The sequence below is a fragment of the Flavobacterium aestivum genome (assembly GCF_026870175.2).
GTDB lineage: Bacteria > Bacteroidota > Bacteroidia > Flavobacteriales > Flavobacteriaceae > Flavobacterium > Flavobacterium aestivum.
Window position 1 is genome coordinate 680,537 of the sequence record NZ_CP113977.2, and the last position, 13,992, is coordinate 694,528.

Genomic DNA, 13,992 nt, shown 5'->3' on the forward strand with positions numbered 1-13,992 from the left:
AAATTGCGTGGTTTTTTATTTAAATCATTTTCGGATTAAGCTTCCGTTTCACAGTAATACAAAATTTTATTACTTCTAACTGATTATGAACAATATAATTGTAAATTTATGTATTAAATCTAATAACCGAATTGATATGATTGATAATTATATACTTCAAAATTTGGTAATGTACCTAGTCCCTTTTTTTGGTGTACTAATCCCAATTCTTTTAGGTCAGCGATATGGATTTTATTTAAAAACTAAGGCTGTTAAAGTCAGTGATGCTCCGGTTGGATCTGTCGTTGGTGCTGCACTTGGTCTTTTGGCTTTTATGCTGGCTTTTACCTTTCAAATTGTTGATAACCGGTATAACGAGCGAAAAAAACTTTTGCTTGATGAAGTGACAACTATTCGTACCACTTACTTGCGTGCCGGACTAATACCGGAACCATACAAATCAAATACAAGGAAACTCTTGATTGAATATACTGATTTGCGTGCTTCTATAGTTGATGAGATTACACCTCGAAAAGTAGAGCACCTGAAGAATAGATCTCAAGCAATTTTAGATTCTCTTTGGCATTATTCTGAAGCATTGGGAGCTCTAGATAGAAGTTCGGAAGCATATTCTCTTTACATGTCATCTACAAATGATTTGAACGAAATATACAATCATCGTGTAACTTATACTTTTGAGTATCGCATTCCGTTTGCTATTTTATTTATTTTGGGTATTATCACTTTGTTTTCAATGTTTTTATTGGGCTATCAGTTTGGAATATCGGGCAAAAAAAACAATATCGTTGCCGTTTTAATCTCTATTATTTTTGCATCATTAATGTGGCTGATTCTTGCCCTTGACCGTCCGGAAAAAGGCTTTATTCGATTAAATCAAAAACCAATAATTACGCTTCATAAACAATTACACGGAAAATAATGTTTTGGCATATAATCACATCAATCCGTTAAAAAACGATCTATCAAAATCTTAAATCAAAAAACCTACATCTTCCAAGACTGGATTATGTAGGTTTTTAATATTTAAAAAGTATGCAAAAAATATTGAAAGTTTCTATTTTGAAAACTCAACTGTTTTTAGCTTATTCCAACCTCCGCGAGTAAAGTCTGGAATTTCTACTGGGGCAGAATTATTATTAAGTGAAATCTCTGTTAGAGGTCCTAAACAGCTCCATTCAGCCATGTCATACACATCCATATCTAATGGAAGTCCGTTTTGAAGACAGTGAATCAAGCGGTAATCCATTATAAAATCCATACCACCATGACCGCCAACTTCCTTAGCTTGCTCTTCTATACCAACAACTATAGGGTGCTTGTATTTTTGCATCATAGCTTTTTTTACATCGTCTGGCATATACTCCTCTGCTGTTAGTTTTTTATGATTTGGTACAATATCTGGACCTATCACTGATTCATCCAATGCATAACCCTCTGATGGATATTTATTAGCAAAACCTTTTGTCCCTGTAAGTTGGTACATGCGACTATATGGTCTAGGATTTGCCACATCATGCTGAATCTGAATTGTTTTCCCGTTTTGGGTACGAATCATGGTCATGGTATGGTCTCCATTTTTGAAATCTTTCAAATCTACTCCAGTCTTTTCTTTGATAAATGCTGGAATTCCAACGACTTTAGTATCCATAGAAACCAAATAATTCATTTTGTCTCCACGATGTATATTTAATGCCAAACAAGCTGGTCCCATACCATGTGTAGCATAAATATCTCCACGGTGTGCTTTGTTGTAATCCAAACGCCAGTTGTTCCAGTAATCTTCCCAATAGGGTTCTAGATTATGAATATACGATCCCTCTGCATGAAGAACTTCTCCAAACAGGCCTTGTTGTGCCATGTTCAAAGAAGTCAACTCGAAGAAATCATACACGCAGTTTTCTAATTGCATACAATGCTTTCTTGTTTTCTCAGATGTATTGATCAATTCCCAGATTTCGTCCATTGTCAATGCACCTGGTACTTCTATTACCACATGTTTTCCATCTTTCATAGCTTGTACACCAATGTTGGCATGATTCTTCCAGTCTGTGGCAATGTAAACTAAATCTACATTTGGAAGCGCTGTCACTTTTTTCCAAGAATCTGCCCCAAAGAATTCTTGAGCTTTAGGAAAACCTCTTTTTACAAGAGTTGCATTTGCTGCTTTGGTACGATCTTCTAACATATCACATACAGCAACTATTTCTACTCCTTTTATGTGAGTCATACGCTCTACAGCACCTGAACCTCTCATTCCTAAACCAATATAAGCAACACGAACTGTGGACAATGGTGCTGTGGCCAAACGCAATACATCTGTTTGACCTTTAGGACGTTTTGGCGTAACCGTTTTAATCATCTGTGCCGATACATTGGCTATTACCAGCATACATGCTAACAGAACATGCTTAATCATTCTTGTCTTCATAACGAATTAATTATATTAAAAAAATTGAATTAAATAGCACCACAATACCTTTCTAATGGGGAATCCTAAACTTAATTTTAAATCCTAAACTTTAAAAAACTCCACTAGGAAAAAGTCTAATGAAGTTTTTCAACTAACCAAAATACATTCATTTTTACTTTTCCTCTCCTTTTTCAGGTTGCAAACTTTCTAATATGGGTGTTTCTACAGTTCCTACTGACGTTTGTATTTTATCATTTTTTTGTTCAAAAATCACAATCTCATTAGCTCCTTCCTTTAACCAGCATCCCGGAACATATAAGGTTTGTTGCGGACCTACACTCCAATAACGACCAATATTGATTCCGTTAATAAAAATTATTCCTTTACCCCAATCACGCATGTCGAGAAAAGTATCTCCTGTTGTACTCAGGTTGAAAGTTCCTTGATAGACTGTGGGAGATCCAACTTTTACCATGTTTTTGGCATCGGTTAGGTTAGGCACTACATCCATCGGTAACGAGTACATGTTCCAATCTCCTGTGATCGTTTGCCCATTAATGATTACTGGCGAAATAATTCCTTTTGTGCTGTTTATAATATCGGCTCCATAATTAATACGCCCCATATTTTCTACGATGATATCTAAAGTAGCATTAAAAGGCACATCTATCATACAATCGTATTTTTTATAATAGCGATTCAATTCGGCTACTTTCACACCATTTACATATACAATTGCATAATCACGAAGTCCTTTTAATTCTAATTTTCCGCTAATAGGCTGTTTGAATTTTTTACTGTACCAAACATAACCATGACCTTGATTTAAATCTTCAAAAGTCAAAGGAGAATCTGCTGTAACTGCTTTTACTTTGCTTTTTAGATATTCTAAACTAACGGCTTTTGTTAATTGAATATTTGGAATTGTAATTACCGGAATTTTTGCAGGAACTGCTGGTGTTTTAGGGCTCTTCAATATATTGCGCAAAGCATTATATTTTTCTGTTCCCCAACCAGCTTCACTTATAGGGGCATCATAGTCATAAGTAGTTAAATCTGGTTGTATATCATGGTTCCCATCGTAATTTGCCCCAGAGGTAAACCCAAAGTTAGTTCCTCCATGTACCATATAATAATTGAAAGAAACACCAGCATCAAGATATTTTTGAGTTTGTTTTACTACATTTTCTGTAGCTACTTTAGGAAATTCTTCGACCCAATGATCTAACCAACCCGGATAAAATTCGGCAACCATATACGGCCCTTTCCCTCCGTTATACTTATTGACTACTTCCTTTAATTTAGCAACATCATCTTCGCCATTTGCAGTTGGCAAAGCTCCCGGAAGTGCACCTCCTTCAAACAACCAACTACCATCTGAGGTAAAGAATGGCACATTGAAACCTACATCTTTGAGTTGTTGAAAGACTGCGGCACTGTATTTTTTGTGTTCTGCCAATGGGATATCTTTTCGCTGAGCGACATAGGAACCAAACTCGTTCTCGCCCTGAACCATAATTATTGGTCCGCCATTAGTAACCAATAATTTTTTTACCTGACCATAAAGTGCCGTAAAATATGATTTTGTTGCTGCCAAATATTGTGGATTATTACCCCGTATAACCATTCCCGGAACTTTCTGTAAAAACCACGGATAACCTCCAAACTCCCATTCAGCACAAACATAAGGTCCCGGACGTAAAATAACATACAACCCTTCCTCCTGCGCTGTCTTTATGTATTCTGCAATATCTCTATTACCTGTTTTAAAATCCCAAACCCCTGGTGCTGTTTCATGATAATTCCAAAAAACATAAGTCGCGACTGCATTCAATCCCATGGCTTTCATCATCTTCAAGCGATGACGCCAATATGGCTTTGGGATACGGGCATAATGCATTTCGCCACTATGAATCTGAACAGGTTTCCCATCTAAAACAAAATTGCCATCAGTTATAGCAAAAGTATGTTTGGTTTGCCCTGTTGCATTTACAGCTAACAAAAGGAATAAAAACAAGGTAAAAAGACTTTTTTTCATCTAAAGATGCTCTTTAAAAAATTATTTTTTTGTTTTCAAATACAACTGTACACTATCCATAAGCTTAATCTGTGTTTTGGCCCTTACCAAATTTTGATCTTCGTATGTTGTAGCGTAATAACTGTCGTTATTTAGATAATCTCCTAAGAAGCGACAAGCTTGTTCAAAAAGGATCAATGGCAAACTTAAATGGATGTTTTGCGCTTCTTCTTCTGACATGAAACAAGAGGCTTCATTGACATAAGCCTTCATAAAGGCCTCATAAATTTCTATATCGAAACACACTTTTGACAGGTCTTTTTCTTCTTCTGTAGAAGTGTTGGTAGCCGTTCTTAAAGCATCACCCACATCATGAAAAATACTTCCCGGCATTACCGTATCAAAATCAATAATGCATAGAATATTTCCGTTGTCATCAAAAAGCATGTTCCCGATTTTAGTATCATTGTGCACTACTCTCGATGGTATTTTTCCCGTATTTATGGCATTGGCAACGGCTTCTATACTTTTGAAATTTGATTCTAAAAATGCTATTGATTCTTCTGCTTCCGATAGTCTTTCTGCCGAAGCTTTTTTTATGCTTTCTTCAAAATCATTAAATCTTTTTATCGTATTATGAAAATCCGGTATTGTATACTCTAAATCCGAAACCGGAAAATTAAGTAAGGCTGTATGAAACTTGGCCAAATAAGCCCCAACCTGACTTGCTACCATATCCGAATCTATCCGATCCAGAACCACCGAAGGAATATAGGTTGAAAGTTGCCAAATCGTTTCATCTTGTTCTGAATAAAACCGACCTTCCCTATTTGCAATAAATGTCAAAGTAGAAAACCCGTTTGCATTCAAATAGCAAGTGGTCTTTATCTTATTGTTCAATAAAGCTTTTATGTTCGGAAACACAACTTGATTCATTTTTTGCAAAATGTAATCCTCATCGGCTGTCTCAATTTTATAAGTGCTATTGATCAAGCCACTATGTATGGTGGTATAGCCAAGTATTGGTTTGTCCGAATAAAAATCCTTAAAGACGGTTTGAATTAATTCTTCCATACTTCATTTTTATAAGTCCCTTGATCGTGTAATTTTTGAAGTTTTACTTCGGCCAAATCTTTATCGGTTTTATAGGTAATCCCTATCCATTCTTCATTCGTTTTTAAAACCTCAACCTTAATGATATTGTTTTTGATCATATCACCAACTACATTCGGCAATTGATATTCTATACTATTATCTTCTAACCAGTTCGCAACAAATTTGTGAATATCCGTATCTATGAAATCAAAAATTTGTGTGGTAAACCCAAACATGTTCATCGATACAAATGCCTCTTTGCTAATCTCCTGCATAACTGAATTGGCATTCGGATAAACAACTATGCCATTTTCAATCCTAATTTTTTCTCTTTCGATAGAATCTACCAAGTAGCCATCTTTCATTTGGATTTCGGCTCTATTTACTGTTCCGTTATCCGATAATGTTTTCAGAATTGGATACACTATTGCGCAAGGATCATTAGAGGTTGATAAATGATCGTATGCCAATTTGAAAGAGCTTCGACCATAAAAATCATCGGCATTTATCAATAAGAAATTGTTTTTGACTATATCCTTCGCACACCAAACGGCATGTGCTGTTCCCCAAGGCCTTACATTTTTATACGTTAATCCCTCTAGTGTTAACTCCTTAGTTTGAACTACAAATTCGACATCTAAGTTTTGATCCGTAATGTATCTTTCTGTCAAAATTGAAATCATATCTTCCTGTACGATCAATACTATTTTACCAAATCCTGCTAGTAAGGCATCCGAAATGGAATAATCCATTATAATTTCACCATTGGGTCCTATGGTATCTAACTGTTTCAATCCCCCATATCGAGTTCCTAAACCCGCGGCTAATACTACTAGTGTTGGCTTCATCTTCTTTCTGTTTTAATCCTATTATCCTAAAAGCAAATCTCATTTGTGTTCGATTCTTCTTTTTAGGATTGTTACTTTATAAATTAATATTGTCTTCTATTTGATCGTTAGGACTACTTTTTCTTTTGTTGTAATCGATTATGGTTTTGGAAGCAATGAATGGTGCTTGTTTTTAGTATTTTTTCATCATTCTTTTCATTCCTATTTAATCTTTTGAAAAAACGATTTTTTTTATCAAAATGATGGTCTTTTTATGTTATCATTTTATTTTAAAATTGTTTTAAAAAATCCCTTCTTGCTTCTTTCTTAAAAAAGTTTTAAAACGACACTAAAATCCTCTTTTTAATATCTTTAACTTAAGAATCGAACCGTATTATTCACAATTCTATGACGAAACTATATATTATTTTTTAATAAAAAAAGGAAAACCCTAAAAAATGTGCTCGAACACATTAAATTTGTGTTATCGAGCACACAAAACACACCCCAAAACTAATTTCATCCGTTTTTGAAAATTATTTCTCTTCTTTTCAGTAAGAAAAATAAAACATACTTTTATAGTTATCTAATCTTTAAATCAGAATGTTAGTGCAAACTTTCAGCAAATAAAAAACACCTTTCAGATTGTAATTTGAAGGGGGTTTTAAATAAAAAAAGGCAAAAAAGCTTCTTTTCTTACTACAAGTACTTCAATCTGATTTCTAAATATTATTAATCTGTGATTATTAATAAAAAATGAGGAGTTCTATCTCTTGGAATCTAGATTAAACTGTCCTATTTCGGTACCATCATCTTTATACATTGTTAAATTCAATTTTTTTGAGCTGGCTTCTATTCGCGTTAATGTCCTTGTTCCGGTAACAGGTCCTCCACCAATGGCAAAATGATAGGTATGTTCTGGATTAGGCTCATACAATCCGTATTCATGGGTATGCCCTGCTATAAATAAATCTATTTTATACTTTTCGAATAATGGTCCAAAAAGTCTTCGGCAATCTAAGGTACCATGCGCATCATCTGAATGAAAATGCGGAATATGCATCATAACTACTCGGAAAGGTGCTTTTTTGAACGCTTTCGTTTTCATTTGTTTCTCTAGCCAGACTGATTGCTCTTCTCTGTACTTATCAAAATCGACTGCTCCTCCATACACTGGATGTGTGTCTTTTTTATCCTCTCCTGTGTCTAAAACCATTGTAAACACAGGCCCTATTTGAAAAGAGTAATACTCTCTATTGCCATAATTATAGTAGTAATCATAAAGGTTTCTCGAGAATTTTCCTCTGGTTTCATGATTACCTCGTACATATAAAAAAGGCTTCTCTGTTGAAAATATGCTACAAGGATCCAGCAAATGATTGACAATCTGGGTTTCATCTATTTGATAATCGAACATATCTCCATTTAAGAAAACAAAATCATACGGTTTATCCTTATTTAGTTGCATTAATTCTCCAAATGATTCCGGGCGGTCATGAAGATCATTTAATACCAACCAACTAACTTTATCAGCATCGGGATTCAGTGTTGTAAAAGAATATATTTCGCTACTTATAGTTTCTCCAAAAGTCATTTTATAAGGCTGAAACTCCACAATTTGTTTCGAAAAAACTTTATAAAAATATTGGGTATTAGGCTTAAGTCCTTTTAGTGATACACAATTGATTTTAGAATGCGTATTCAGCATTCCGTTTGTGGTTTGTTGTGCCTTATTGCCTAACTTTTCTGTTTCGCCAAACTCTACCCAATTCAGACACTTTAGATTAGTAAGCCACATTATGGTCATACTATTTATGCCTGGTGCTTGTAGATAGGGTTTTGTCAAAAAAGCATGGGAATCATTTATTGAAAGAACTTCCGGGTTTGTGTTTTCTGCAAGCGCAGACAAAGGCAATGCGCTTGCAGCCACAACTCCCGTAACACCTGCAATGGATCTTGTTATAAAAGAACGACGTGTATTATTAGCTTTCATAAATTTGATATGATAAAAATTATCTAATATGCCTGTCCGCAACTAATTTGAAAATCCTACTGCAAGGCTTTTTGCTAACTATTTTTGATTGTTCAATTTTTTTATCAGCACTGTTACATGATTTTTTGTGTCTTCATCTAATGCTGCTAATGCTTTGTTTCCTTCATCTGGTGCTAATTTTAGTAAGCCAGATATACCGGCAGCAATCACCCTATATGACTGATCTTTTACACTTTCATCCATTAATCCTTTATAACTAGCATCACCAGTAGCTGCAAGTTTCATAATTGCTGCAGCTCTAACGGTTGTATTTTTGTCGTTTTTGGCTATGCTAAGTAGACTTTTCAGTGCGGCTTCTTTTATTAGATTATCATTTAAATCCAATCCTTTTATACTAAGTGTTCTTAGATCATCTTGTTGATCTCCTAAACCGGCCAATAAGATAAGTTGAGCCGTATTGCTTCTATCTTTTGCTGCAAATTTGATAGCTTCGATTCTGTTGTGGTATGATGGTGCATTTTTGTACTGATAAAGATAATCTTCGGCTTTCTTGTTGTCTATAATCTGACCTACCAGAATCTTATCAGCATCCATGTCTACAAAATCAGGTTTGGCTGGCACATCAAAACTGAAATTTTGCTCACGCTTTTCTATTAAAATATCCTTTCTTATTTTATTTCCGTTTACATAAAAATCAACTTTTAGTGGCAAACTAAACAATTGTACTGAACTGTCTTGTGTTTGTTTTACCACAATAGTAGCTTTCCCATTAGCATAACCATATTGAATTTCTAAAATTGGACTACCTCCTTGATAGTACCATTGGTTAAAATATGGGCTCCAATCTTTTCCTGTTACATCCTCCATTGCCAAACGCAACTGGTGTGTTTCTCCAGAATTATAGGCATTTGTTGTCAGATAACGATTTAATGATTTAAAGAATGCTTCATCCCCCATTTGATTTTTTAATGCATACAGGATTATAGACCCTTTTGAGTAACTGATATTGTCAAACATATCTTCTTTATCATTGTAATGAAAACGTGCCAAAACCGGACTCATTCCGTTTTTGCTGGAACGCAAATAGCTTTGTAATTTTTCATAACGCGATCTGTCTTCTGCATCTTGTCCGGCATCATGCCCGTGCCAAAGCACTTCTCCAAAAGTTGCAAATGATTCATTCATTGTTAAATTAGACCAAGACTCTGCTGTTACATAATCTCCAAACCATTGGTGAAAAAGTTCATGTGCAATAGTGCTTTCTCCATTATCATCCAGTAATTCTCTTTCTGTATTTTGCACATACTCTCCATGCAAAGTAGCCGATGTATTTTCCATTGCTCCAGAAACATAATCTCTAGCTACAATCTGGGCGTATTTTACCCACGGATATTCAACCCCTAACATTTTGCTGAAGAAATTCATCATATCTGGTGTTTTACCAAAAATTTGTTTGGCATACGGCGCGTACTTAGGCTCTAAATAGTAACTAACTTCTTTACCGTTATACGAATCTTTATAGATTTTAAAATCACCTACCGCCATCATAAACAAGTAAGGAGAATGTGGCACATCCATTTTCCAGGTATCTGTACGGGTTCCGTTTTTGTTGTCTTTTTGAGCGACTAATTTCCCGTTTGATAAGGTTACGTATTTAGCAGCTACTGTCATCGAAATCTCAGATGTCGTTTTTTGATTTGGCTTATCTATAGTAGGAAACCAAGCTGATGATGCTTCTGTCTCACCTTGTGTCCAAATTTCAATAGGTTTATCTTCTTTTCCGTCTGGGTTTATAAAATACAATCCTTTTGCATTAGTAATTGCTGCACTTCCTTTTGCTTTTAACTCATCTGGTTTTGCTGTATAATCAATGTAAATAGTGTATTTCTCCGTTCTTTTATACTTTCTGTTTAAAGTAATGGAAAGTTGTTCTGAGTCGTAAGTATATTTTAAAGGAGTTTTTTCCTTTCCTACCATGATGGCTATTTCTTTAATATCCATCCCTTTGGCATCCAAAGTAAGTACATCTGTCTCGTAAAAATGAGGTTTTAAGGTAAGCCATGCTTTTCCGTACAAATATCTCTTGCCGTAATCAAACGATACATCAAGTTTTGTATTTACGAGATCGTTAACCTTTAGCGAAGTAACTCTATAAACCGCTAACTCATCGGTGTTTTTATCAGCATTCTGTGCTTCCATTTTTACTGATACCAGTGCCATGAAGCTAAAAACTGTACATTTTAAAAAAAGCTTATTCATTTTTATTTTATTTATGATCGTTATTTTATGATGCAATTATACTAAATCAATCCCTTGGGTATAATTATTTTTTACTATATATTTCTCGCAAAGACGCAAAGTGCTGAAAGGATAATCTTGAATTTTCAAAGTTTTTCCAGAATTCTGACTTCGCCGTCTTTTTCATCCTCTGTTAAACTAACTGATTGTTTTCTGGTATACGTCTGTAAACACCATTGAATGATTTTGTTAGATGTATACATATTTGCTTGTGCCTGTAACCATTCTTCTGCCTTTTTTGTGGTAGATGTTTTTTCTATTGCCCATGCCGCAACCAGTTGATTTGCCGGTAAGAAATTCATAACCATATTGTCTACTTTTGGGCTAAAGGCAATGATTTTTTGCAATGACTCGTTGGCTGTTGCTTTATCGCCAAGACTTGTGTAGCATAAATAATTCAGCCAGTTCTCCATTCTTTCGTCTATGTTTTCATCATACGGTTTTCCGGCACCCAAATTCTCTGGCCATAACTTTGCTTCTGCTATAAACTGCAATGCTTTTTTGTATTGCTTGTTTTTCATTTCTGTTACCGCCTGCATTAGTTTGGCTTCATGGTACAATTGTCTGCCGGCTGTAGCTCCTTCAAAAGGCAAAATTTGCAATTGGGTTAATAATGCATCTGCTACTGCATACTTTTTGGTTAGCAAGAGTGTTTTTGCATATAACATTCCCATGATGTAATTATCCTTATGCACTTTGTAAAAAGGCTCTACTACTGCCTGTGCTTTATCATATTGCTTTTGCACGATATAATGCTCTGTCAATAATTTAGAATATCGCCATCCTTGTTTATCCAGTTTAACGGCTTGTTGAAGATCTATCAATGCCAATCCTGGATTATCTTTCATCAGTGCCGCTCTTGCTGCATAAAAAGCAGGATCCATAGGTTTTGCACCACATTGCTGGAACAACTCTTTTGCTTTTCCAATATTATTACGGTTCCATTCTATCAATGCCAAATGATATTTTAATTGCCATTGCTCATTTGTTGCAATCAATTTTTCTAGCACATTAGCGGTTTCGGCACGGAATGGAAAACTAATTCCTGGCTGAATCTGACTTAAATCTACTGCTTTGTTTTCTAAAAATGCTTTCCAGTAAATTAGCTCCGCATTGGGAACTGCTAGTGAAAACACTTTTAGCGCTTCCTCCTTACGATTTAATCGCTGATACCACATTCCTAATTCCAGGTATGTTTCTTGTGGCATTTCGTTTTGTATCAGCGAAATAAAACGTTGTTTTGAGGCTTCGGAACCATCCGAAAGAAATTTCTCAAAACGAACAAAGTGATTCAAAGGATCAATTGCATAAATCTTATTTAATATTTCTGTTACTTTAGATGTATTGTTTTGCAAGCGGTATACTACTGCCAACAATTGCAGGCCATCCAAATTGTATTGATTGTTTAACAAACTTTTATCAGCATATTCAATGGCTTTGGTTGGTTCGTTTTCACAAAAGTAAATTTTACTCAACTCCGTATATGCGGCACTGCGGTATTCAACACTCGATGCGGCAAGATCAAATCCATCTTTTGCATCGGCTATCTTTCCTAAATGCAAGTTGGCCATGGCATAATAATAATTGGCTGCCGGATCATAGGTATTAATCGCCAAAGCTTTACTCACGGTTAAAACTGCCTCTGCATATTGGGCTTTTCTTATTTGCAGAGAGGCCATATCCGATAATGCCGGAGCATAATTGGGATCTTTCTTCAAGCATTCGGTTAATTTTTCCTCTGCTTTTATATAATCCTTAAAACTGATGTAATTTTTGCCTTGCAGGTATAAACCATATACTGAATTGTTATCAAAATCTTTTGGAATTTCTAACGGACGGTTTAGATTGCCGTCTTCTGGTGCCGAGTTCCAAACCAGTTTATTCTCCCCGATTGCTAGTTTTAATTTATTTTCATCAACCGTAACGCGGATAGAATCTTTGAATAATTCCATTGGCTTAACCGCAATATCCTTGGAGTACACCACTTTTCCGTTATCAAACACCACTAGTTTTTCGTTTAACTTTTGCAATGGCGAAAAATAAATCTTTAGCCAGCCGTTCTCGTTTTTCACATTTACGGAACCATAATTATTTGCTTTTACGAAACCTTTGGTTTTTTTAACCGGAAACCAGTATTCTGTCCATGAATCCGACTGATAAGGCGAAAAAGAACGGTGTTTAAAAGGTGTGTACATACTGTTTTCTGCAGATTGATTGAACAATCTTCCGCTTTGCACCTCAACGTATTGTCCGTCTGTATCCGTTAGTAATTTTTCCCAAATCATCCCTTGTTGAGACAGACCCCATATCCATATTTTCTTTCCGGGTTTATCGTCATGATTGCTGTATCTAGCCATTCCGAAATCTTCATCATGCCAGTATCCTCCAAAAAAATCGCTGTACTTACCAAATACATGGTATGATTTATAACCTCCAAAATTATTATTGTTGTAAAAGGAAAGATCTTTTCCGTTATCCTTGTTGATCGGCCATGAATGATACTCTCCATCGTGACCTAGATAGTTCTTGCCTGGATAAATAAATTGTAAATTTCCTGCTGCTTTAATCCCTGTATTCATCCAAGTATAATACGGTTGTTCGTACGCAGTGTCATTAAACCAAAAGGAATTGGTAGTAAAATAAGCCTTGTCCTTTGGCAAATTGATATCTAATTTCCAAGATGTTCTGGTAAGTAAATCCAATACTCCAATCACACAACTCACACTACCGTCTTCTCTGGTAATGGTTGTATAATCTACCGCTGTGGCACAATTGGGCGTATGACCTATTATTCCATAATTTCCCTCGACACCGCCGCTGGTCCAAGGTCCTCGCATGGCAATATCCCGAAATTTAATCACATGATTGTTATAAATAAAATCCTTTCCTGTTGATTTCTCGATAGCTGACCAAACCTTACCGCCAACCTCTGGCAATATTGTTAGTTTTATGTAATCGTTCTCTAATTCGACCACTTTCCACTCCTTTTGCACGGGCTTATCTGTAAAACCATCAAATCTATAATACGGATAGATTTTTGAGTCTGGTTTTGGGATAGGATCCGGATCTGAAAAAGGATAGGTTGTAAAAACTTTTTTATACTCTTTGATTGTTGGCACATTATTCTGCGCAACAACAAACTGACTTGCAAAATATAAAAGAAATACTGCTGATTTAAATTTCATAGTAGCTATTTGTTATTTTCAACGAATTAGAACGGTAACTAACTGGCTAAGTAATATGTTATCGCCACTCTTCCTTTGTGTTTAGAATCATGGCGATTTCATACATTGTGCCTTTTATTCCTTCTCATTGCTCTTCATTTTATGCTCTAAAACATAAGGTAACCAAA

At 35.3% G+C, this 13,992-nt stretch carries 8 protein-coding genes; 1 reads left to right on the forward strand and 7 read right to left on the reverse strand.

Translation table 11 applies throughout. From position 1 onward, the window contains the following. The first annotated feature begins 85 nt into the window (after positions 1–85). The gene (locus OZP08_RS03055; RefSeq protein ID WP_281322955.1) at positions 86–919 is read left to right on the forward strand and encodes a bestrophin-like domain; all 834 of its coding nucleotides are present in this window, start codon (positions 86–88) and stop codon (positions 917–919) included. 135 nt (positions 920–1,054) lie between these two features. On the opposite strand, the gene OZP08_RS03060 is transcribed toward OZP08_RS03055, so the two are convergent. The 7 genes from OZP08_RS03060 to OZP08_RS03090 all read right to left on the reverse strand — a co-directional run bounded on the left by OZP08_RS03060 (position 1,055) and on the right by OZP08_RS03090 (position 13,825). Next, positions 1,055–2,428 (reverse strand): Gfo/Idh/MocA family protein, encoded by a 1,374-nt coding sequence (locus OZP08_RS03060; RefSeq protein ID WP_281322956.1) that lies wholly within the window; start codon positions 2,426–2,428, stop codon positions 1,055–1,057. A 154-nt stretch (positions 2,429–2,582) separates the two neighbouring features. Continuing rightward, positions 2,583–4,448, reverse strand: a complete 1,866-nt coding sequence (locus tag OZP08_RS03065; protein WP_281322957.1) for a glycoside hydrolase family 35 protein — start codon at positions 4,446–4,448, stop codon at positions 2,583–2,585. A 21-nt stretch (positions 4,449–4,469) separates the two neighbouring features. Then, positions 4,470–5,501 (reverse strand): phosphotransferase enzyme family protein, encoded by a 1,032-nt coding sequence (locus OZP08_RS03070; RefSeq protein WP_268848292.1) that lies wholly within the window; start codon positions 5,499–5,501, stop codon positions 4,470–4,472. Beyond that, positions 5,489–6,370, reverse strand: a complete 882-nt coding sequence (locus OZP08_RS03075; RefSeq protein ID WP_268848293.1) for a nucleotidyltransferase family protein — start codon at positions 6,368–6,370, stop codon at positions 5,489–5,491. The genes OZP08_RS03070 and OZP08_RS03075 overlap by 13 nt, the downstream gene beginning before the upstream one ends. A gap of 745 nt (positions 6,371–7,115) precedes the next feature. Further along, positions 7,116–8,342 (reverse strand): purple acid phosphatase family protein, encoded by a 1,227-nt coding sequence (locus OZP08_RS03080; protein ID WP_268848294.1) that lies wholly within the window; start codon positions 8,340–8,342, stop codon positions 7,116–7,118. A 78-nt stretch (positions 8,343–8,420) separates the two neighbouring features. After that, the gene (locus OZP08_RS03085) at positions 8,421–10,601 is read right to left on the reverse strand and encodes a M1 family metallopeptidase (RefSeq protein WP_281322958.1); all 2,181 of its coding nucleotides are present in this window, start codon (positions 10,599–10,601) and stop codon (positions 8,421–8,423) included. Positions 10,602–10,726: 125 nt separating this feature from the next. Then, entirely contained in the window at positions 10,727–13,825 is a 3,099-nt protein-coding gene (locus OZP08_RS03090; protein ID WP_268848296.1) for a DUF5107 domain-containing protein, read from the reverse strand. Between the last annotated feature and the right edge of the window lie 167 nt (positions 13,826–13,992).

Excerpts from the sequence above, each read along its gene's own strand:
- OZP08_RS03055 (WP_281322955.1), top strand. The coding sequence starts at position 86 with ATGAACAATATAATTGTAAATTTATGTATTAAATCTAATAACCGAATT.
- OZP08_RS03060 (WP_281322956.1), bottom strand. The coding sequence starts at position 2,428 with ATGAAGACAAGAATGATTAAGCATGTTCTGTTAGCATGTATGCTGGTA.
- OZP08_RS03065 (WP_281322957.1), bottom strand. The coding sequence starts at position 4,448 with ATGAAAAAAAGTCTTTTTACCTTGTTTTTATTCCTTTTGTTAGCTGTA.
- OZP08_RS03070 (WP_268848292.1), bottom strand. The coding sequence starts at position 5,501 with ATGGAAGAATTAATTCAAACCGTCTTTAAGGATTTTTATTCGGACAAA.
- OZP08_RS03075 (WP_268848293.1), bottom strand. The coding sequence starts at position 6,370 with ATGAAGCCAACACTAGTAGTATTAGCCGCGGGTTTAGGAACTCGATAT.
- OZP08_RS03080 (WP_268848294.1), bottom strand. The coding sequence starts at position 8,342 with ATGAAAGCTAATAATACACGTCGTTCTTTTATAACAAGATCCATTGCA.
- OZP08_RS03085 (WP_281322958.1), bottom strand. The coding sequence starts at position 10,601 with ATGAATAAGCTTTTTTTAAAATGTACAGTTTTTAGCTTCATGGCACTG.
- OZP08_RS03090 (WP_268848296.1), bottom strand. The coding sequence starts at position 13,825 with ATGAAATTTAAATCAGCAGTATTTCTTTTATATTTTGCAAGTCAGTTT.